This window comes from Spirosoma rhododendri, assembly GCF_012849055.1.
Taxonomy (GTDB): Bacteria; Bacteroidota; Bacteroidia; order Cytophagales; family Spirosomataceae; genus Spirosoma; species Spirosoma rhododendri.
The window spans coordinates 4596073-4618193 of sequence record NZ_CP051677.1 but is presented as its reverse complement, the minus strand read 5'-3'; the positions used below and the strand labels follow the sequence as shown (position 1 = coordinate 4618193).

Annotated in this window: 18 protein-coding genes; 5 read left to right on the top strand and 13 right to left on the bottom strand. The window is 59.1% G+C overall.

Features of this window, described 5'->3' with window-relative positions:
* Position 1: 1 nt before the first annotated feature.
* The 4 genes from tssR to HH216_RS19210 all read right to left on the bottom strand — a co-directional run bounded on the left by tssR (position 2) and on the right by HH216_RS19210 (position 4580).
* Complete coding sequence (tssR, locus tag HH216_RS19225; protein WP_169552278.1) at positions 2-2476, bottom strand: type VI secretion system protein TssR; 2475 nt, start codon at positions 2474-2476, stop codon at positions 2-4.
* A complete protein-coding gene (locus HH216_RS19220) occupies positions 2473-3360 on the bottom strand; it encodes a PKD domain-containing protein (protein ID WP_169552277.1) in 888 nt (295 codons plus the stop codon). Before HH216_RS19220 ends, tssR begins: the two co-directional genes overlap by 4 nt.
* 5 nt (positions 3361-3365) lie before the next feature.
* Entirely contained in the window at positions 3366-3893 is a 528-nt protein-coding gene (tssO, locus tag HH216_RS19215) for a type VI secretion system TssO (protein WP_169552276.1), read from the bottom strand.
* A gap of 198 nt (positions 3894-4091) precedes the next feature.
* Entirely contained in the window at positions 4092-4580 is a 489-nt protein-coding gene (locus HH216_RS19210) for a type VI secretion system TssO (protein WP_169552275.1), read from the bottom strand.
* Positions 4581-4647: 67 nt separating this feature from the next.
* Between HH216_RS19210 and HH216_RS19205 the strand changes: the two genes are divergently transcribed.
* Entirely contained in the window at positions 4648-5580 is a 933-nt protein-coding gene (locus HH216_RS19205) for a type VI secretion system baseplate subunit TssG (RefSeq protein ID WP_169552274.1), read from the top strand.
* A 197-nt stretch (positions 5581-5777) separates the two neighbouring features.
* Here HH216_RS19205 and HH216_RS19200 read toward each other — a convergent pair whose 3' ends face one another.
* From HH216_RS19200 to HH216_RS19190, 3 genes are read right to left on the bottom strand one after another with little or no spacing between them, the layout of a single operon-like run.
* Positions 5778-7406: a hypothetical protein gene (locus tag HH216_RS19200; protein ID WP_169552273.1), complete on the bottom strand. Its 1629-nt coding sequence runs from the start codon at positions 7404-7406 to the stop codon at positions 5778-5780.
* Positions 7407-7429: 23 nt separating this feature from the next.
* The gene (locus HH216_RS19195) at positions 7430-9325 is read right to left on the bottom strand and encodes a type VI secretion system baseplate subunit TssF (protein ID WP_169552272.1); all 1896 of its coding nucleotides are present in this window, start codon (positions 9323-9325) and stop codon (positions 7430-7432) included.
* A gap of 35 nt (positions 9326-9360) precedes the next feature.
* Entirely contained in the window at positions 9361-9795 is a 435-nt protein-coding gene (locus HH216_RS19190) for a GPW/gp25 family protein (RefSeq protein WP_169552271.1), read from the bottom strand.
* A 183-nt stretch (positions 9796-9978) separates the two neighbouring features.
* On the opposite strand from HH216_RS19190, the gene HH216_RS19185 reads away from it, so the two are divergent.
* The 4 genes from HH216_RS19185 to HH216_RS19170 all read left to right on the top strand — a co-directional run bounded on the left by HH216_RS19185 (position 9979) and on the right by HH216_RS19170 (position 16084).
* A complete protein-coding gene (locus HH216_RS19185) occupies positions 9979-11709 on the top strand; it encodes a type VI secretion system Vgr family protein (protein ID WP_169552270.1) in 1731 nt (576 codons plus the stop codon).
* A gap of 102 nt (positions 11710-11811) precedes the next feature.
* Positions 11812-12858, top strand: coding sequence for a hypothetical protein (locus HH216_RS19180; protein WP_169552269.1), 1047 nt, complete (start codon positions 11812-11814; stop codon positions 12856-12858).
* On the top strand, positions 12756-13085 hold the full coding sequence (locus HH216_RS19175) for a hypothetical protein (RefSeq protein WP_169552268.1): 330 nt from the start codon (positions 12756-12758) through the stop codon (positions 13083-13085). The genes HH216_RS19180 and HH216_RS19175 overlap by 103 nt, the downstream gene beginning before the upstream one ends.
* Positions 13085-16084: a DUF6531 domain-containing protein gene (locus HH216_RS19170; RefSeq protein WP_169552267.1), complete on the top strand. Its 3000-nt coding sequence runs from the start codon at positions 13085-13087 to the stop codon at positions 16082-16084. Before HH216_RS19175 ends, HH216_RS19170 begins: the two co-directional genes overlap by 1 nt.
* On the opposite strand, the gene HH216_RS19165 is transcribed toward HH216_RS19170, so the two are convergent.
* The 6 genes from HH216_RS19165 to HH216_RS19140 all read right to left on the bottom strand — a co-directional run bounded on the left by HH216_RS19165 (position 15978) and on the right by HH216_RS19140 (position 21286).
* Positions 15978-17132, bottom strand: a complete 1155-nt coding sequence (locus HH216_RS19165; protein WP_169552266.1) for a hypothetical protein — start codon at positions 17130-17132, stop codon at positions 15978-15980. The two genes, HH216_RS19170 and HH216_RS19165, sit on opposite strands and share 107 nt — an antisense overlap.
* A 12-nt stretch (positions 17133-17144) precedes the next feature.
* Complete coding sequence (locus tag HH216_RS19160) at positions 17145-18023, bottom strand: TssN family type VI secretion system protein (RefSeq protein ID WP_169552265.1); 879 nt, start codon at positions 18021-18023, stop codon at positions 17145-17147.
* Positions 18024-18071: 48 nt separating this feature from the next.
* Positions 18072-18362 carry a PAAR domain-containing protein gene (locus HH216_RS19155; protein WP_169552264.1) on the bottom strand — a complete coding sequence of 97 codons (291 nt, stop codon included), beginning with the start codon at positions 18360-18362 and terminating at the stop codon, positions 18072-18074.
* A 17-nt stretch (positions 18363-18379) separates the two neighbouring features.
* Entirely contained in the window at positions 18380-18775 is a 396-nt protein-coding gene (locus tag HH216_RS19150) for a LytR/AlgR family response regulator transcription factor (protein ID WP_169552263.1), read from the bottom strand.
* A gap of 214 nt (positions 18776-18989) precedes the next feature.
* Entirely contained in the window at positions 18990-19196 is a 207-nt protein-coding gene (locus HH216_RS19145; RefSeq protein ID WP_169552262.1) for a hypothetical protein, read from the bottom strand.
* Between the two features lie 110 nt (positions 19197-19306).
* Complete coding sequence (locus HH216_RS19140; protein WP_169552261.1) at positions 19307-21286, bottom strand: hybrid sensor histidine kinase/response regulator transcription factor; 1980 nt, start codon at positions 21284-21286, stop codon at positions 19307-19309.
* Positions 21287-22121 lie beyond the last annotated feature (835 nt).

Below are 22121 nucleotides of genomic sequence, written 5' to 3'. Positions count from 1 at the left end.
GTTATCGAAAGAGGTCTTCGCTGATCCAGTAGTAGGTCCGGTTGTTGGACATGAACCGGCTGTTGCGGAAGGTGGGAATACGACGGAAATAGTCGCGTCGTTCGCGGAGCAGGTACAGCACCTGATTCAGCAGGGCGTCGGACACGATAGCCCGGTCATTGATCTGATTGACGGGAATGCGCCGGAACAGCGGATTCGCAACGGGCAGGTCGAGCAGCCGCCAGAGCACCTGATCCAGCGTAACCAGCGAGTCGGTCGGCAGGCCCACCGACTCGACCATCCGGCGGTACTGCCGTTGCAGCCGCTGCCGGTCGGCAAACGAAGTCGGGTCGATGTCGTCGCCACTGAGTTGTTCCAGCGACCGGCTGATGCCGTCGTATTCGTCGAGGGGTAGCAGGGCGGTGAATTTCCAGCGTGGCCCGCCCTTGATGGCGACGGGGGTGTAGGCGCGGGTCAGGTAGGGGTAAGCCGCCAGCTGCATCAGTGGGGCTGCGTTGGTCGGCAGGGCGACACCCGCCGACGCGTAAACGGGCGACAAACGCGGATTGACCCGTTCGCCCAGCGGTTCGAGTTGCCCGAAGGTGCTTTCCAGCGCCGACAGAACGGCCCGCGATTCGTCGGTTACCTGCTTGAACAGGCTGTCGGTGGCTGCGTACAGTTCTCGGAAGGGGAGCGCCTGATTTTTGCGGGGAAACAGCACCCAGCCGGGCACCATGCTGCGTTCGGGATAGGCCAGCTGGTAGACGTTGCGGTCGCCCAGTTTCAGGTTGAACTCGTTGGTGAGCGTAACCATGTCGGGCCGGACAAGCCGGTTTTTCTTGTTGGCGCTGCTCTTATCAGCGATTTGCAGGGCCAGCTCGCGGGAATGGACGACGAAGTTGTTCGAGATGTCGCCCGGTGCCGCGTAGACCTGAAACGACAGCAACCGGCATTCGGCCTGCCGTAGCGCACTGACCACCTGCGTACCGCTGCTGATCGATTGGACGTCGCCGTTGATGCCGACCAGAATCAGGATGTTGTTTTCGCCGGGGTAGTCGGCAAACATATCGAGTGCTTTGATGACACCCAGCCGAACGCCCTTTGCTTCGCTGTTGGCGCGGGGGTTGTAGGGCGGGGTGGCCTTGCGCAGTTCACTGAGCAGGTAGGTCGAATTATTCGTCAATGGTGTCGGGTCGACCGAACCGCGCGCGATCATCGTCCGGCCCTCGCCACTGCCCGTATCCTGCCGTTTGTAGCCATTGTAAATCACCGCGCCCACCCGCAGATCGACGGTTTGGCTGGTGTCCTGCGCGAGTTGGGTAATCGTAAACTGAATGGTATTGAGCAGTTCCCCCCAATAAGGCTGCATGGCCGAACTGCCTTCGACGACGTAGATCAGGTTGAACCGGTTTCGGCGTTCGGCAACCTCCTCAAGCGTCTGTTGCGCGATGGGCTTGCCCAGTACGTTCAGCACCGGAATCCGTCGCCGTTCGACCAGCGGGGTTTGGGCGTCGGTCAGCACCAGTGGCACACTACCGCGCGGGCTAAGCTGACTCAACACGGGGAGCTTTGTGCCCAGCCGGTTCCACGACACGGCCGGGAAGTAGCGATTAGCGACCAGCGAATCCGTTTCCCGGCGTAGCGCGGTTGACAAAGACCGAAACATCGGCACCGACTCATTGGGCCACCGCACGGTGTCGGCTTCGAGGAACAGACGCTGTCCAATGGGCTGCACCAGTTCGACCGGCATCCAGCCCATCAGTACCTGCTTGATGCTGTCGGTAGGAAACCAGGATGCCCGACCGACCAGCGCCTGCCGACGCGTTTCCGACAGCTTGTAGACATACGCCAGTTCGTAGAGCCGCATCCGTTCTTTCATCGGCACCTGCTGCCCCGGATCGGCAAAAAGCCGGACCGAATCGTTGGAGAAATAGCGGTCGGGGTTGGTCAGCAGCGCGGGCTGGGCCAGCACGGCGCTGACGATCTGCGCCCGGTTCTGCGCCCCCGACCGGCTGCTCTGGCTGGTCAGCAGAAAGCGGTCTTTGGGTGCCCATCCGTAGTAAACCACCGCCTTCCGGTCGGTGATGGCGCGGCTCGAAAACTTGCTGCCGATGGGTAGCGCCGGGTCGTATTTAATCAGCTTCAGGTAGCCATTCCGCTCTTTCAACACGTAGAAGGCATCCATGAAGTTCGCCTTGCGGAAGGGCGTGGTGGCGTTGGTACTGCGGTAGGTATTGTTGTTGTTGCGGTCCGAAAACACCACCCAGGGCACGCCACCGGGCGGGGGGAGCGTATTGCTGACGCCCTCTTTCGTTACGGTGATTTTTCCTTTTGCCGCGCCACTGATGGCTACGGGCACGAGATTGTCGGGTTGTTGAGCCACACGCGGAAACAGAAAGGGCAACTGCGCCCGTACGGATCCGGTCAGGCCCAGACCGCCAGCGAGCAGCAGGAGCCGAAACAGGAAACGCGTACGGTAAAAAAAAGGACAACTCATGGTTTATGCTGGGTAACGTCGAGTCGCACGATGCAGGACGTCACCGTGTCGGACACAACCGATACGGCGTCGACTTTAACGCCCCGGTCGAATTGGAGGCCCATGCAGTACGAGTAAAAATCGTTGGCCTTCGTGCCGTTGGTACGCACGAGGGCGTTGTTGCGGTTGCAGAGGTACCTGCGCAGCAGGTAGTCATAATGGGTGTTGAACGCCCTGCCGTCGGCGATCAGCTGCAACTGCCGCCGGATATCGCCACTGACGAAGTCGAGCGAGTCGACGGGCGGGTCGAACTTGTTGTAGCCCCGGTAGATGGTCACCTGCTTGCGAATGGGGTACTTGGTCACGTCGGTCATCAGTTCGACCGTGTAGCGCCGGGGGCGGCCGTAGTTGTCTTCGCGGGGATAGCTGTAGATGGCCGTCTGCTCCCGCGAATCGACCTGCCCGCTGGACCCGAACCGCCATGTGTACTGACCGGCCTGCCCACCGACGGCGGTAAACACGAGCTTTTCGTCTTCGTAGCCCGATGCAGGCCCCTGAATCCGCACAATCGCGCCTTCGTCGTCGGTGATGGGTTTGGGCTTGATGACCACCGTGAAGGTTCTGGTAATAGATTCGTTGACGGTCAGGCGAATCAGGTAGGTGCCGGGTTTGTGATAGATAAACAACCCTTTCTCCCGGCGGGTATCCTGCCCATTGCCGAACTCCCAGTGCCAGTCGTCGGCCTGGGCGGTGCTGTCGGTGTAGCGGATGGGTTGCCCCACTACCTGCTGGAGCGGGTAGATGCTGGCCTGAATCGCCGGGTCGGCCGTATAGGCATAAAGCCCCGACAGGGCCACCAGTGCCAATAGAAACGCCCGCGCTGACAAGGTCATCTTGCTGTTCATGGCGATCAACGAAGTCGGGGAGTGGATGAGGCTACACCCGGCGCTGCGGTAGCTGGCGCGGCCGCACCGGGAAACATACCGACGCCACAGTCGTCGAGCTGTTTCTGAAACAGACCGATGTTCGACTGTTTGCTCCAGACCACCTTCTTATCGACGTACATCATCTTGTAGAAATCGGCAATCTGCGCGAACGCCCGGAAGCGGGTACCATCGGCCTGCGGAGCCGACAGCCGCCGGACTTCGTTCAGATGTTCTTCAATGTCGACCTCCACGAAAATGGCGTTCACCTCCGGCCGGTACGTAACGATCGACCGGTACGCCGAGTCGAGCAGGGGCAGGTTAGCCAGCTGTTTTTTCAGCATCTGCTCCTTCCCCCGAATCTGCTCGGAGAGGTAGTCGGCTTCGTCGCTCGAGTAATTCTGATTGCGAAAGACGATCCAGCTTGTCAACAATGTCAGTACGCTGATAGCCGCCAGCAGGTACAGAAACTGTAGCCGCCGTTCGCGCATGGTCAGTCGAAAAAAAGTATCCATGTGTATGAATTTCTATGTGGTTCGTCGGTGAAATACTCCGTTTCAGAAGCATCGGGCAGGGCTGTCAAGTACTGGTCGACCATACCCCCCGCCCCCTAAAGGGGGAGAGGCTCATTCGCGGAACACTCCCCCTTCAGGGGGCGGGGGGTATAGTCGTAAAGTATAGTCCGAAACGTAAACGCAATACGTCGAAGATGGCTATCGCCTGCGCTGTCGGTGTTGTTCGACGGCCCGGTCGAGGCAGTTTTTCAGGTCTTCGCGCATGTCACTTTCCTGTAGAATGGCCCGGTTGAGGGAGTCTTTCACTAAAAGCATTTCGTTGATGTGGCCCAGCAGCCGGTTGTAGACCGTGAAGTATTTCTGCGTCTGCTGTTCCTGGTTAACCTGTCTGATAAACTCTTCTTTCTTCTTGGTAATCAGCCGCTGCATCTGCCGGTCGTTCCGAATCTGACTGGTGTTGAGCATACTCATGTACGTGTACAGCGAGTCGACCCGGTCGGATAGGGTAGCGTCGATGATATAGTAGCGGTCAAACGCTTCTTTCTGGCGGATTAGCTGCGTGGCCTGCTGCTCGCTCGTGCGCTGACACGAGTAGACGCAGGCTGTCGTCAGCACCAGCAACCCCCCAAACCAGACCAGAAACCGATTGAACGCCTGACTGATCTCCTTATGATTCAATGATTTCATTCAATTCCCGCTGCGCTTCTGTCAGAAACTACTTACCTTGTTGTGGCAATATGCCTTCCTCGTTTGCATGAATCAGTCTGCGCCTGTCTCCTCGCCTTATTTCCTTGATCTGCTCGATGTTGACTTCAAAGCCGAAGTGCTGGCGGCTTCGCTGGCCGATCAGCAGGTGACGCCCGAGCGCATCGTCATTAACCCGACCGGGTTGTACAGCCGGGCGTATTCCAAAGACATCGAGGACGTCAGCGACTGGCTGCTCGAAGGCTCGACCTTTATTTACAACCGCATCGACACGCCCCGCGAAGGCCTGTTCGACATGCTGCCGCACTACCTGTTTTTCAGCCCGAAAGACCCCGCCAACGCAGCCAATGCCGACAAAATCCTCGATGACCTCCGCCACGACCGGGATCAGGAGCGACAGGCCCGGTTGTTTTTCCTGCCCTTCGATTCCGAGCTGAATTACCTCCGCACACTCTCGGTTCACTACGACAATGCCGTCGATCACCTGAGTGGCGCGACCGCCGTTATCGATCAGTTTGCCGAACACTGGCCGATTCTGAACGACATGACCCCGACGCAGGCCGGTATCTTTTTGCAGATTCTGCCGTGGCTGCATCAACTGCGCAGTAACCTCGACTGGTTTGGCCGGTTTCTGCAACTCTTCCTCGACATTCCCGTTCGGCTGACGGTCGGCTCGCACCGACATCAGTCGACCCGCGTCGACGGGCTGCCGTCGCTCTCGAACAGTCGCCTGGGCATCGATACAGTGCTGGGTGACCGCTTTGACGACAGCCGCGAGATTCACCTCGTCGTGGGCCCCGTGCCCGACGACCGTGTCGCTGATTTTCTGCCCCATACCAAAACGCGTTCGCTGCTGCATGACCTTGTCGGTTATTTTCTGCCCGTTTCGACGGAAGTGATGATCTCAGTGGAGACCGTTCCCCCGGCACCCAATGCCCCCCGCCCGGACGTTTCGTACCTGGGCTTTAATTCGTTTTTGTAAGCCGTTTACCTTCCGTTGCTCTGAAGCGGAGGTCGCAAGTTCGAACCCCGTAGGAGGCTCTGTTCTACCGGTTATGTTTACCCCCCAGCCCCCTGAAGGGGGAGATGCTCATTTGTGGGATGCTCCCCCTTTAGGGGGCTGGGGGGTAGACGGACCACCACTGGTCTGTTTCTCCCCTTCAGTGGCGAGGGGTAAACTCACCGCCCTTTGTCCGTCGATGTTGTGGGTGGCTCCGTTGCTGGCGTGGTTGGTTCATCGGTTGTGGCGTGGTATTGCAAATAGCGGTTCTTCGTAGCTTCGCTGATGAACGATGTACAGCCATCGGGTTCAACGATCAGGTAGTGAATCTGGATCGGGATCGTGCGGCTGTTCGTCCGGCCGACGACGTACTGGTACACCGTCGGTTCGGCGGGTGTTGCCAGACTGTCGGGCCAGGTAAACTCGGCCTGTTGCGATACGCCTTCATAGACCAGCGTCGGCACGATACGAATACCCAGTCGGATGGAGTCGGGGACAGGCACCGGGCGCGCAGCCGGGGCACCCCGCCGACGGGAAGCTGGCGCGGGCTTGACGATTTTGGCAACGGCCTGCGAATCGGGTTTGGCGATGGGTACACTGCGCAGTTCGTAGAGCTTCCGGCTGTATTCGATGACGGTTTCGCGCGGGGGTGTTGGCTTCTTGTCAGCTGTCGTGCGCAGGTAAAACCCTTTTGTACCGACCACCGGCTCAGAGCGGCAGGTCCGTTCCAGTTCGTCGGTGCGGCTCGTAAACAGGGCGTAATAAAAATAGCTGCTGCTGTCGGGCAGGATGACCTGCGCGGGCCAGGCTACCTGCGTGTCTTTCGTCGTCTTTTCGTAAATCAGCTTGTTGCCCGGCAGCGTGTACAGCCGAAATACGTACTGTTCGCCCTCCGTGTACACCGGCGATCCGCTGCGCCAGCGGAACAGGGGACGGCTACCCGCGCCCACTTCGTACAGGCTCGGCTGGGTGACGTCGAGGATGGGCGCATAGCAGATCGGCATCGGCACGACGGGTTGCTGAACGGCTTTGGTTTGCCGACGCACCGGAGAGAACCGGTACGCCACCGACGCCTGAACGCCAAATGTGTTGAGCGCTACCCGGTACTGATTGAAATAGCCACTTTGCCCGATCTGATTATAGCCGAATGAGCTAAGCGAACTGTTGGCGGCCACGCCCATGCTGATCTGTGGCGTCAGCTGATATTGTAGACCAGCGAAGGCGATGACACCCCACCGGCCCCGCTGATCGTTCGACGAGATGTAGTTTTCTATCCGGCCCGTCAGCGATTCATCCTGCCCGCCACCCAGCGAATACGAACCCAGCACGGGCGCGTCGTTGTAGAACAGCCCCCCCCGCAGTTCGACGTTGAACGACACCCGGCTGCCCAGCGGAAACGACAGCGCCGGGCCAACCGCCAGCATAAAACTATGCAGCGACGTCAGGGGAAAAATGCGGGGAACGGTGGGCGCAATCGGAATCGACGGGTCGTTACGGTAGGCGTCGCTGACGGCCAGACTCTGATAGCCGAGCAACACGCCCAGGCCCAGGTTACGGCCGAAAAAGTAATCAGCCGCCAGGCTGGCGTGCAGGCCCCGCGTCAGATACAGTTCCCGGTAATCCGACTGGGGGTTGATGTTATAGCCCACGTAGCCACTGAGTCGCCACCGCGCCATGTCCGATGCGCTGATTGTACTGGGTTGGGTCAGTACCAGCGGGTTAGCGGAGAAGGCGAGCGAGTCCTGCGCGGCCAGGTGCCCGGCCGACGCCAGCATCAACACAACCAAAAACCATAGACGTAACTGCATGTAGTGTATTCTTCGCTAATGGGTTAAACAACGGTGGTGGGTTCGGCCAGAAACAGCCGGTAGGGCGTTACCTGCCCGGAGCGCTGTACCAGTTTTTGCTGCAAGCCTTCTAGCACGACTTTCCACTCGGCGGGGGTGAGCGCACAGTCGGCGGCCGGGTGCAGGGTAATATCGACGGTGCGCATCAGGCCTTCCTTCTGCGTTTGTCCGATGGCCACGCCCTTGCTGATCCGGACGGAGTCGAGCAGCGCGCCCAGTTCGTAATGGAAAAAAGCCCGCACATCCTCCTGCGTCACCAGTCGCTGATGGCTCATCAGGGCGTAGCGGTAGGTCTGCACCCGGTGCATGGCCGAGGGGCGGTCGCGCCCGCCGTTGGTGCCGGTCAGCAGCCGGATACTGTCGCTGTTGAGGCTGTCGGTGTTGAACGGTTGCAGCGGAGTACCGGCCGGCAGGCGATTGGCCAGTTCGCAGTTGGTGGTCCAGAAATCGACCTGCATGGTGTCGCCTTCCTCGTAGGGCCTGAACAGCACGTACTGATTCAGGGCGATGGGGGGCGTCGGGGTGGTCTGTACCTTGCGCTGCAACTGATCGAGTTGTTCCTGTAACTGGGTCAGCAGCAGCCGGATCGTATCCTGCCCGTAGACGGCAAAGGCCACCGATTCGTCGCGCAGTAGTTCGAGCAGAAAGGTGAGTTGCTCGCGGGCGTTGCGCACGTCGAACCGCTCGACACCACCGCGCCGGGTGACGTAGCTGCCCTCGCTGATGTGGTCGGCCTGGTGGGCGGGGAAGGGCGTAAAGATGCGCTCCTTGCTGTCGACGACGGTCTTAACCATCAGCAGCGTTTCAAACGGGCCGGTCCGCAGCGGCAGCAGGTTGAAGTTGGCCGTGGTGCGGTAGAGCATCCGGTTTTCCTTGCGGTTCAGCACCGGAAACGCGTTGAGGTCGACGGCGATTTTGTCGAGTACGTTTTCGTCAAACGGGGCCGGAAAGGTCACGCGTAGCCAGACCAGTGCGCCCCCATTGAGCGGTTCCAGGGCTTTCGCACCAAAGACATCGACAAAGTCGGCCGGATACGCCTGCCGGGTATCGTCAAGCTGAGCCGTGACGGACGGAGCCACGTGCATGAACCGCAGCTGGTAGGTCTGCCGGATGTCGGCTTCCAACTGGTAGTTGATGTCGTACTCGGTCAGCAGCTGCGCCGGGCCGTAGGCGATGGGCTGCGCCCGGTGTTCGTAGGCCGGTCCCGGCATGGTAGCGAGTGGCGCACCGTTGAGGTACCAGTTGCTGAGATTGAGCAGCGGGAACAGCGGTTGGGCGTCAATCTCCGTTGGCCAGTTGAACGCGAAATTGACGCGGTCCAGCGAGTCGATGGCCGGGTTCAGTTCCAGCCCGATCCAGAGCGTCTGGGGTGCGATGGCCTGCGTCGGCAGGGTTTGGCCCACCAGTCGTTTGCCCAGCTGCGGATGAATGGCGTGCAGGTGTGATCCGGCCGCCAGATACGCCACCCGCCCGTCGATCAGCCGCACCGAGTCGACGGGGGAGAAAAACAGGTCGCGCACGCTGTCGAGTTCACCCATCAGCTGCGACGCATAGCGCTGCTGAAACAGGAAACTCTGGCTGGCGGTCAGCTCCAGCACCGGTTCGGCCGGGTGCGCCTGCATGATGGCGTGAGCCGGGCGCGGTACGGTCAGCAGATCGGGCGTGAGCAGGTCAGCGAGCCGTTCCAGCACCCGCACCTCCGAGCCGATAAACTCGTTGCTGACCTTATAAATTTCGTTGGCCAGCGTATCGACCAGCATCCGCACGAACGTGTCGAGCGCGTTGAGGTCGCGCACGCCCCACATCTGAATCAGGTGGAGCAGCAGCCGCTGCCGGATGGCCTCCTGCGTGTAAAAAGACCGCTGATCGCTCAGTGCCATGGTACGTCCAAAAAGGGGTGAATCAGATACGACGCTCAGCGCATCGAGAGTTGACCGAGGTAGAGCCGGGTCGAGAAACGATAGGGCTCCTGCGTCGCTTCCAGAACCGCGTTGATCGTGACCATTACCGTCCGCTGAAAGTCGGCGGGCAGCGGTTCGATCCGGTGTTCGACGGGCAGAAACTGCACGCTGACCTTAGGGGTACGCAGGCGGGTTTCGTGGCGTCGGATGGCGGCTTCGAGCGACTCGCAAAGCCCCGTCATCCAGTCGTTGGTGCTGACGGTTCGGTCGTAGGTAAGGTCCCAGATCTGGCAGCCAAATGAGCGGTCGGCACGCAACTCACCGTACTGCGTATAGAGCAGCAGATAGAGCGTCTGGGCGATGGACGTGCCCGCTCCGCAGGTGGGCAGCTCACGCCCGGCCATCAATGGTCCAAAGCGGATGGGTAGCTGGTAAAATGTCTGATTCACAGTGGGTTGTCGGGTAAAAAAGAGGAGTGCGCTACAAACGCTTACCAATAAACAAATTTGATTGGGAATGGACAAGCCTTTTCTTACATTCGGCGTGCTTAGTTCTGACGCCCGATTTTGCCCCGATTTTTGGCTTTCGTAAGGCTCAGCAGACGGTGGTTCATACTCCTCCTTTTTTACCTCATGCCAGTCTACTCTATCGTTACGGAAACCACGCTGCTCGTCGAGGGTAAACGCATTTCCTCCTTCCATTCGCTGACCCTGCAACAGTCGATTCATACGACCCACGAGTTCCGGGTCATCTTCGAACACGACGCCATCGAGGAGCTGGTCACGCTGTTTCCCGATCAGCTCGATTCGCTGCACCGCAAGACGTTCGACCTGACGGTGAAAGGCGACTCGTCGAGCCCGGCGCTGGAGTTTAAAGGGATCATTACGCAGACCGAACTGCGGCAACAGGACGACGGCTACTGGGGGCGTATGATCGTCACCGGCCACGGCCATTGCGAAGCCCTGCGGACAACGCCCGGCACGCAGACGTTCAGCGACAAATCGATCGTCGACATTGCCAAAGCGAGCCTGAGTGCATACCAGCATCCCAAGAAAGTGACGGCTCCGCTCGGCCCCGCCGACCTGCCGTTCTGCGTTCGGTACAATGAATCGATCTGGACGTTTCTCAAGCGACTGGCCTACGATTTCGGGGCCTGGTTTTACTACGATGGCAGTCAGCTTCAGTTTACCAAAACGCCCGGCACGAGTTCATCGCTGACGCTGACGTTTGGCGGTAACCTGATCAACTTCCGGTCGGGGGTGCGGGCCGCGCCGACCTACGTCAAGCACTACGATTACCTGTCGGAAGACGACAAGCGACTGGAAACCGAATCGGGGAAAGATGAACTGCCCTACGGTAAACCCGAAAACGAAGGCACGATTAACCCGCACCCCGCCAAGGTCACGGCCGACATGACGCCCTACCGCGACAACCGCAAGGCCGCGCTGGGGGCGGAGGAAAAATACATGGAAGGGCAGGCCCGCGTGCCCGGCCTGTTTCCGGGGTGTAAAATCATCGTTAAAGATGCTAAGCGGGGGAAGGGCGGCCAATCGGCACCATACCTGATTACCGACGTCGTGCATTACGTAACAGGCGTTGGCGACTACCACAACCGTTTCCGCGCCATTCCCGCTGACGTGGTAGCGATGCCGGTGCGGAAGCTGATTCGCCCGATGGCGCAAACGCAGATCGGCGAAGTAGTAGACAACAAAGATCCGAAAGGAATGGGTCGGGTGAAGGTGCGGCTGCTCTGGATGAAAGCCCCACAGACGACGCCCTTCATTCGCATGACCCTGCCGCACTTTGGCCTGCACAAAGACAACAAGAAAACGCGCGGCTTCCAGTTTGTGCCGACCATCGGCGATCAGGTGATGGTCGGTTTTGAATACAACAACCCTGAACGGCCGTTTGTGATCGGGGCGCTGCCGCACGGCAAAAACAGCAGTATCGACACCAGCAAGCCGGAAGAAGAAAAGCACATCAGCGTGGGTAGCGGCAGTACGCTGACGTTCATCGAAAAGCCCACCACGAAGGAGATCCACCTACAGGTCGACGACAAGAACTTCGTTAAGATTACGGTGCCCAGCGGAAGCGGTACAATCACGGTACAGTCGTCAAAAGACATCATCGTCAAGGCCACCGCCAAGGTTACGATTGAAGCGCAGCAGATCGACCTGTCAGCGACAACGATTAACATCGAGGGTAAGCAGGGCGTCAACATCAAGGGGGCGCAGGTGAAGGTCGAAGCCACCGCGCAGATGGCCGTCAAGGGGGCCATGACCGACGTAGAAGGCACCGGCACGATGAACGTCAAAAGCTCCGGCATCACAACGGTCAAGGGTACGATGGTAATGATTAATTAGTTCAAGGTTCAATGTCTAACGTTTAACGTTCCTCCGGCTGACCGGTCTGGGCTACATGCGTCAGCCAACCTTAAACGTTAAACCTCAAACAGTAAACCCACCGTGACCAACCCACTCAGTCAGCGGATGGCCGTGCTGGAACGGCACTGGCAGGCGTTTCGCCGACGGCCACAGCTGCGGCTGTGCCGGTGGGTGTTTGCGCCCGATGAACAGTGGCTACTATCGCTGTTTTTGCAGGAGCAGGCAGGAATCGATGCGGTGTCGAACGATATTTTCGTGGTGCTGCGGACTCCGCTCCAGCACTGGCAAACCTACCTCGAACAGACACTGGAGGATCTGACCGACGCCATACGGCACGACCTGATGTTGCTCGATCAGCACGGCCTATCGGTAGAACTGGCTGACGCGCCAAACCCCGCCGGGCTGGATGCCGTGTCGCGGTTCGTACAATACCTGCATCAGCTGAGCCGGACTGTTCGGACGCACACCGACGGTGCATTGGTGCTGTGCCTGTTGCCCGAATCGGTCGAAGATAACGCGACGCTGGAACCCGTGCTGACTGCCCTGCTACAACGCGACCTCCCGCCCGATCTGCGGCTGCTAGTGACGGATACGGCCGGGGCTGAACAGCTGGCAACGTTATGCGGCCGGTTCCGAACCGATTGCTACAGTAGCACCGTCGACATGCAGTTGCAGAAGGTAATCCGGCAATTGGCCGCGCTGGGGTCGCCCACCGCTCCCGATGTGAAGTTCCGGCAGTGGCAGGCCGAACTGACCACCGCCCTCGCGCAACGAAATCTGCGCGATGTGCAGTACTTCGCCAACAACTGCCTGCTGATCTGCGGACAGCAAAACTGGCCGGTGCTGGCGGGCAGCGTACACCTGTCGGTAGCCTATGCGTACGTCGACCACCGTCGGTTTGAAGAAGCATTGACCCGCTACAGGCAGGTCATCGAGCAGATGGAACGACTGTACGAAGCGGGTGATGCACCGGCGGGGCAACTGAGTATCATGGCGTGGCTGGGTGGGGCGGAGTGTACGACGAGTTGCGTCAGCGGCAGCGCGCCATCGATTACTACCAGCGCGCGGCCGACCGGGCCGAAACGCTACAGGACTGGCTGCTGGCTGTCGAAAGCTACCGGCGACTGAGCGTCGTTCACGCGCAGGCTGGCAGCACGGCCGCATCGGAAACGGCGTACCAGCGGCTGTTCGATTCGGTCGAAAAACTACCGCCGGAGCAGCACGGCGCGGCCCGCCTGCCTGATATTGGCAAACGCTACTGGGCGCAACAGGCCACTTCCGCCGGACGACACAAAGCCGACGAACGACTTACCCAACTGCTCGGAACCAACTGGCGCCGGACTACCCGTATCTGATGACTACGACCCCCGCGTTTCGTACCGGCCTGCGCCGGTTACTGTACCCGGCCATTGCGCAGGCCATTCCGCCCGAGACCGACGAACGGGCGCAACTCGCTGATCTGCTCCACCGGCTCGACCTGACGCTTGCTGATTACCAGACACTGCCAGGCATGCACCGGGTACTCGACGGGCGGGCGGTCGACGTGGCAACGGGCGAAGTGGTGCTGGACACGACGGATATCACCATCCCCGGACCGGTGCCGTTCGCGTGGGGGCGGTACTGGCGCTCCAATCACCTGACTAGTGGATCGGTGGGAAATGGCTGGCGGCATTCGTACGACTACACGCTGCTCGAAGACCGGCGCACCCGGCAGGTCGTTGTCCGGACACCCGATAGCCGGGCGGTGGTGTTTGCGCTGCTGACGGACGGCGAATCAGCACAAAACCGGCTCGAAAAGGTCCGGCTCGACCGCGACGCGCGGGGCTACGTACTGCACCGGACCAACGGGTTACGGTACCGCTTCGCCGACAACCCCAGCGGAAGCCTGTGCCGACTGGTGGCGGTCGAGCGGGTGGGCCTGGCGTACCGGCTTCAGTTTACGTATAATCAGCTCGGTCAGCTGTTCCGCATCAGCGACGGTGGGCAGCGCGTAGTTGAGCTTACGACCAACGCAGGCGGACACATCAGTCAATTGACGCTGACCGCCCCCGACGCCACGCAGCAGCGCATCGTGCTGGCGCAGTATCGCTACGACGAGGCTCATAACCTGACCGAAGCGGCCGCATTCGACCGTCCGGCGACGCAGTACTACTACCGGCAGCAGCGCATTATTCGCCTGAACGACACCCTGCGCCGGTCCATCTTTTTTGCCTATACCAACGTCGACAAAGTGTTTCGGTGTACCGACGTCCGGCAGGAGGCCGGGCGCGTTGCGCAGTTTCGCTACTTCCCCGACGAGGGGCGGACGGTAGTGACCGACGAAGCCGGGCACGTTCGGCAATACATCCACGAAGCGGGGGTTGTGCAGCGGTTTATGAGTGCCGAAGGGCGGCAGCGCGTCTGGTTTCACAACGAGTATCACGAACTGATCAGCGAGCAGGACCCACTGGGTAACACCACATTTCTCACCTACGACGAGCGGGGCAACCTGACCCAAACCACCTGGCCCGACGGTGGTACGATGGCCATGACCTACGACGATACCGATCTGCTACTGACCCTGACCGACCGCGCCGGTGGCGTCTGGCAGTGGAGCCATGACCCCGCCGGGCAACTGCTGTTGTGCATCGACCCGGCGGGGGCTGAAACACGCTTTTCTTACGATACTGCAGGGCTACGCATTGGTCGGCAGACGGCCGGGCAGGTGGTGCGCTGGGAATATGACGCGTCGGCCAATCCGGTGCGGCAGCTGACCGCTGCGGGACAAACCAACTGGTCATTCGACGCGCTCGGTCGGCTTACATTTGCTGGCCGGTCCACCGAGACGGTTCCCCTGTTTCCGGTGGAGCCGTTACCCGCTTTGGCTGCGAATGGAACATCCGACGATTATCAGCCAGTTTATGATGCCGACGGGCAGCTCGTGCGGTTGCGCCGGGGGCGGCTCAACTGGCAGTTTATCCGGGACGCGGCTGGGGGTATTCGGGAGTACACGCGCCCCGACGGCCAATCGACGCGCTTCCACTACGATGCCGCTGGTCGGCTGACCGAAGCGCTATTCAGCGATGGTAGCTGGCACCACTACGCGTACCGCCCCGACGGCTGGCTGATCGAAGCGACATCGCCCACGACGCAGGTGCGGTTCGTTCGCAACGCACGGGGGCAAATCAGCGAAGAAGTGGCGGGTGAGCAGTCGGTACAAAGCACCCACGACCCGGCCGGAAACCGCATCAGTCGGCAGGTGGCGGGTGGAGAAGCCGTTACGTTCACGTATAATGTACAGGGGCAGTTGAGCAAACTGACCCACCCGGCGGGGGCGCTGTGGCTGGCCCACGACCGGCAGGGACGACTGACGGAACAGGTGTGGCCGGGCGGGCTGCGCTGTCGATGGCAGTATACCGATGGTCGGTTGCCGGTCAGTCAGTCAGTGTATTGGAGGAGTCAGTTAAACGCGGGTCGGCTGCTGAACTACGGCTGGGCCGGGCGGCAACTCAGTCGGGTCCAGGACGCCCGGCACGGCACCGTCGATCTGCGCTACGACCCGGCTGGCGCGGTGGTTGAAGCCGTCTGCTCGGCGGGCTGGACGGATCGCTGGGTTGCCGACCGACGTGCCTGGCAGCAACGGTTACTGCGTCCCGCTGCCGACACAACCGAACCCGGCTGGCAACTGATTGTCGTGGGGGGAATGCGCTTCTACTACGACGCCGAAGGCTACCTGCGCGAAAAACGGATCGCCGGGAAAACGTGGTCGTTCCACTGGCACGAGTCGGGTGTGCTGACGCGCGTCGTTCAGCCCGACGGGCAGGCCGTTACCTTCACCTACGACGCGCTGGGCCGACGCATCGACAAGCAGGTGGGTGACAAAAGCGTGCGCTGGGCGTGGGATGGTAAACGGCTTGCGCAGGAGTGGCATCAACAGGGTGATAATGCGCCGGTGCAGCTAACCTGGTATACGGTGGATAGTGCGGCACTATCCAGCGGGGTACTATCCAGTACGGCACCCGTGTTGCTACAGGTTGGAAGTCAGATCTACAGCGTCGTGTGCAATCAGCTGGGGCAGCCGCTGTCGATGCACGCGCCAACGGGCGAACCCGTCTGGGAATACGGCTGGTATCTGTTCGGCAAAAAGTACGGCCTGACCGGCCCCCACCACTGGCACACGTACCTCGGTCCCAATCAGTTCGACGTGCCCGAAGCCGGGCTGGTGTACACGGATTTTCAGTACGCCGACGCTGACACCGGGTTGCCGCTTAGTCCAGAATATTCCAGCCCCGCCGGGTGGGCGCGAGCTGAATGGGTGCTTCCTCACGCACCAGAATCGTATCTTTCCGCTGCCCGATATATTCGAGCGTACTGAGTTTGTTCCAGAGCTTGGTAAACACGCTCAGGAACTGCTCGACGGTGGTCATCGACACACCGATCTGATGGTGGTTGTAGTCGTGTTCGAGCAGCCGCAGCAACAGTTCCTCAAACTGCCCCGGCGTCACATCGGTCCATTCGTAGAAGTAGTGCAGGAGTTCCTCTTTCTGGCGCGTTGGCAGGCAGTACAGGGCCGTGTAGATGATGCTGGTGAGGTTGGCGAAGTAGCCCACCAGAAACACGGGTGGGTGCTGATGGTCGAGGTTGCGGAAATGGAAAAAGACCGTGCCGAGGTAATCCAGCATCCGCGTGCAGAGCATCAGCACATGCCGGGCAATGTCCGACGGCTGGGCCTGATCGTGGATCTTGCGGATGATCTTGAACGAGCTAACCTGAATCTCGTTCAGCCCCCAGCCAAAGGCTTTGTAGTACTGAATCAGGCGGGGGTGGCTGGCAATCGACGCGCAGGGCGGAATGTACTGACTGTCGACGATATAATGACCCTCGTGGTACACTGCCTTGCCGATCACCAGATGATGACTGCCCAATTCGTCGGCGTTGACCTGCTGCGACGGCACGACCATCAGCCGGTACGAATATTCCGTGTACGGGTGCCGCAGCGGGGCCTCGTCGGGATCGGGGTTACCCACCGGTATTTTCTCGAACGGGTTGACAACCAGTACGATGTCGTAGTCGGGGCGGGTCTGATTGTCGTGCTGCTGACTAACTGCAAAAGAGGCCGTTAATACCGTAAACTTCAGTACGTCGGGGTTGATGGCGATGCGGCAGCCGCCGGGCGTGATGGCGTTGCAACGGTACAGCCGCACCTCCACGTGGTCGCTGTTTTTCTCCAGCAGATCGAACTCGTGCGAGGCCGAGTTGCCCCGGACGGGCGGCAGGAGGCCGTAGTTGTAGCTGGTCAGAAACAACGACGTGGCATCGCGGACGAGGTCCTGCACGTGGTTATCGGTTTCGACAAAATGCTGCTGCGACAGCTTCATGCCGTCGGACCAGTTGATCGGCAGGTAGTGCCTGGGAAAAAGCATACGCTTGTTGAGTTAGCTGATTTCTTCGACCCGCCGGGCAACGATCAGGTAGTTTTCCTGCAACTTGTTCTGGGCGATGGTCTGTTCAAAATCGATGTACGACCGCAGCCGCAACAGCGACGGTTTGATGCTGTAGAACAGCCAGCCGTATTCGTGGGCCGTGTCGTCGAAAATCTGAATCTGATCGTTCGGAAACTTGTAGTTGTAGTCGTCGATAAACTTCTGAAACCACGTACCGAACGGGACGTCGCCCGCTGTCCGGGCCTTTACTTTGACGGGTGGCTCCTTGCGGCCGGGGTGCTTTTGTACCTGCACTTCCAGCAGCATCAGCCGGTAATAGTCGACCCCTTCCATGCTGATTTCCTCGGCATGGCGCGGGTAGTACCAGAGTTTGTAAATCTCGCTGGGCACCTTCGTCAGTGCGTTGAACGTGTAGGCAAACAGCATCGGCAGGCCAAACGGCAGCAAACTCGTAGCGGCCCACAGGTCGTACTGAATACTCCCGTATTGAAGACTGCTGAGGTAATTGAACAGGGGCGTAAATAGCAGGATGCCGAAGCCCAGCACGCTACCCGTCAGCAGCAGCACAAATGCGGGCTTGATCGTAAACGACGGCCCCATATCGACCAGCATCCGGTTGAGAAACAGGATGCCCAGCAGCAGACCAATGACCTGCACGACGATGTAATAAACCGGGATGAATTGCAGACCGATCAGGCCGAAGCCGCCCGGCAGCGCCAGTACCAACGCCCCGATGAACACCGTCAGCAATAGCCGTTTGGCACTCATCAGAGCGTGTTTCTGGTTGAGCCAGATAGTGGCGATAAACATACCGACCACCACCAGCAGAACCAGAATGTACGTAATCAGAAAAGGTGTAATCGCGACCATTGGTAAGATTGCCGGGCGGGGTTAGTCAGCGTATAAAGATATTGATAATCAACCGCCAATGATTACCGTTGGGCAACCCAGTATGATGACACCACCGTGGGCGGTGGAATCGCCCATCCGGGCGGCCGGTGCCCCACCAATCAGTACCGTCGCCGACCCTTTGATGATCGAATCGGGCGGTCCGACGCACACCAGCGAGTCGCCCACACGAGCCGCGGGCAGACCGCTGATTAGTACCATCGGCGAGCCCGGCCCGACGATTGGGCCACCCACGTGGGGTACGGGGCCGGTAGACATCGGGCAGGTGTGCATGTCGGTCAGGCGGGCAGCAGGCGGCATAGCGTCAGTGGGGGTAGTCAGTCAATAATGGAAAGGTGCTGAAGGGCTTTTTTTACCATTGTCCACCGACGACGCGATACGATAATTTCGGCGCCACAGGCCATCCGCAGAACCGGCCCCCGGTGCGTCAGCAGTGTTTTACGGACGAATTTCTGGTTGACAACGTGGTTTTGGTGTACGCGCAGGAAATCGTTTTCCGGCAGGCGGTCGGCGTAGTGCTTGATCGTGTAGGCCATGATCTGTTTGCTGCCATCGCTCCAGTACAGCCAGCTATAGCCACGCTCACCTTTTATCATAATGAGCTCGTTGACGGGTTTGCTGTGCCAGCCCGCTTTCGTGTCGTTGACGCGCAGCGACGGCATGTACTCCGGGGTGGTTGATCTGCGTGGGTCTGCATTAAGTAAGATGCTCATAGTAGTTTGGTTAATTTACTTTTTAGAGGAAGAGGTTGATAAATATGGCTCGGAAAGCAGCTGCAAAAACCACTACTTTATGAATGCAGTGGATTGTGTATACAGACGATGCGTTTTAGGATGTGAACCAGAGTGTTCGATAACACTAGCGCATCAGTCTGTGGGCTATACGCCGTGGTGATTAGCCGGGAGTATGCATGGCGAACCCCCCTGGTTACGCTGGTGTACATACGTCAGTACGCATGGTACTACCAGACTCAAAGAAGGACGATGGCCGGGCCGCGTAGTTGGTACCGGGAGCCAGCACAGGTACTGTAAAGGCAGGTCCGGGCGACCGGGCAGGAGTGAGGTGAGAATGCTGCTTCGTAATGGCAGCCAGCAACAGTGCGTTACGGACGGATAAACAACGTAATGGCGACATGTCAGATAAGCGTCAGTAGGTCAGGTAGATGCAAAACTACTGTGCGCCTGGGGGGCAGCCTTTCACTATTGTAACGTGTTCGATTGACAATGTAACATTGCCGTCAGAACCTACTCCGGAAGGTAGCTTGATGGGACTTTTCCGAACTGTTCGCGGAAACGCTGGCTGAAATAAGCCGGATTGGTGAAGCCGACAGCATAGGCCGCCTGGGCAACTGGTACACCACTGGTCAGCAGTGCCAGTGACTGCGTCAGCCGATACGACCGGATAAATTCCGTAGTCGACGAGTCGGTCAGAGCCTTGAGTTTCCGGTGAAGCTGCATACGGCTCAGGTGAACGGCTGCTGCCAGTTCGTCGACGCCGAAATCTGTCTGGTCGAGGTGCTCGTCCAATACGGTGTGCAGTCGCTGTATAAAGGGGTGGACAGGGGGGGGAGCGGGTTCGTTTGGCACCGGAGCCGGTCCGGCGAGTACTGCCTGTACCCGCTCGCTATACCGACGTTGCCGGGTAAGCAGGTTGTTTATCCGGGCCAGCAGTTCCGGCACGTGAAAGGGTTTGCTCAGGTAATCGTCGGCCCCAAGCTGAAGGCCATGCATCCGGTCGGCCAGTGTCGATTTGGCCGTCAGCAGCAGTACAGGGATGTGATCGGTAACGGGGTCAGACTTGATTCGTTCGCAAAACGTAAAGCCATCCATACCGGGCATCATGACGTCGCTGATGATGAGGTCGGGCAACAGATGATTCGCCTGAATCAGCCCAGCCTCGCCGTCCGAAGCCCGATACAGCTGGTAGTGATCCGGGAAGCTCAGGGCGATAAACTGAGCCATGTCTTCGTTGTCTTCCACCAGCAACACCCGGACCGGTTCGGGTGGAGAGTCGACTGCCGCATCCGAATTAGTTGTCACCCGCGTATTAGTTGTGCCGGGTGCATACGGTTCGTCCAGCTGGCAGGGCAGAAACACGTGAAAAGTTGTTCCCTGCCCCACCTGACTATCAACATCAATGGTGCCGCCGTGCAATTCAATCAGTTCGTTCACCAAGGCCAGACCAATACCCGAACCGGGTGATGGCGCGGGCGTATCGACGCGGTAAAACCGGTTGAGCAGGTGCGGAAAATGAGCCGAATCGATGCCAATACCCGTATCCGTTACGCTCAGGTACAGGCCCGGCTGCTGCATCGGCGTATTGGCCCGCAGCAGCACGGTTATCTGCCCCGGCGCGGTAGCGGTGGAGGGCGTAAACTTGATCGCGTTGTCGAGCAGATTAGTGGTGATACGCGCCAGCTTATCGGCGTCGAACCAGTAGGTCGCTGTCGTTTCTGTCTGGTATGTCAGACTGATATAACTTTCAGCGGCAACGTCCGCGAAGTTGTCGACGACTCCGCCAACTACCTGGTCGGGTTGCCCCCGCACCAGATCCAGCGTCGTCCGGTTGGCATCCAGCCGAGACAGGTCCATGAGCTGATTAATCAGTGTCAGCAGGTGCTGGGCGTTGCGTTCAATGAACCGAAGTCGTTCGCCATACTGACTTTGCCCCAGTTCGCTGATCAGTCCTACTGATGAGCCCAGAATCAGGGTAAGTGGGGTCAGGAGGTCGTGCGTGATGTTGGAAAAGAAACGGGTTTTTAACTCATCGATCTGCCGTAACTGTTCAGCTTCCTGCTGCTGCATCCGCTGCTTATCCTGTTGGCGTCGGGAGCGATACCGGTTGACGGCCCAGCCGGAACCCGCTGCCAATAGCGCATAACCCAGCCAGGCCCACCAGCTCCGCCACCAGGGAGGTTGAACCGTAATAAACAGACTATAGTGGTGCAAACTCCACTCTGTAATGCCCCAGCCCTGATTCAGCCCAACCAGCTGATAACGATACCGGGTGCGTGCCGTCCGGATAACACCTTTCTTAGCCTGAACAATGGCTGGTACAACTGATTGCAGTAAGCTGTGTGCGGGGGTGATAGGCTGAGTGACTGGAATACGAACTGACTGAGCCAGCGCAGGTGAGGCCATGAGCAACACAAGCGTCAGGTACAGACCGCAATGGCGGCTCAAGCCGACCAGATAAGATGGATGCCAGTGAGTCAGATTCCGCACTACAACGAGACAAAAAGGAGTGTTGCCTGAAATCGAAAAGATCAGCGCCAGTACGTGTAAACATGTTATCAGGCAAAGGTGAGGGGGCATCGTCATCACCAGATGCCGAATCAGCCCACTATGTATGTGGCTGGGCAGAAAATGAGTGCGAGCGTGCACATCTGATCAATCGTTGAGCCGCTGACCCATACCCAGCGTTGGTTCCTGGTGATGTTGGGGAAATGAAATAATGCTGATTTGAAGAATAAGGCGCACGTTGGCTGCTATCCACAAGTATGCCCTGGTGGGCCTAAAAGTGACCTACGGTGTTTTAAATAGGCATTTGCCGCTAAGTCCGCCCATTTCCGGACAGCCTGCAAATCGGGCTTTGGATTGTTTGGGATCTCCCTATTTGTTAGCAAACCCTGACTCGACAGCTTGCATCTTTTCAGAAGTGAACACGAGGTATGCCGCTACGATACAGCGCGGTCTTTTGGGAGGCTGGCGTGTCAAACGACATGGCCCTAACGCAGGTTTCCCCAACCGGTTTGGTTTTGACAGGAAAAGCGGGCCAACAGGATCGAGTCTCGTGCTGACCAGAGCCGGCCAACGAACTGAACCGCACTATCACGGCACGTGCCGCCTGTCGCACGTCAGTTACTGCCTGTTCGCTCCACCCAACGCTAATGGGTCTGTATGGTCTACCAGACTACTCACCTGAATACGGGTACGTTGGCACCTTTACAGGCTGGCGAATTTGACCTTGCAGCCTGCTTCTTATCGCCAGAAAGCGACCCCGATTGTAGCATGAAACAACCGGTCCGCCGGGTATTTTTCGATTATCAGCCTAGCGCAA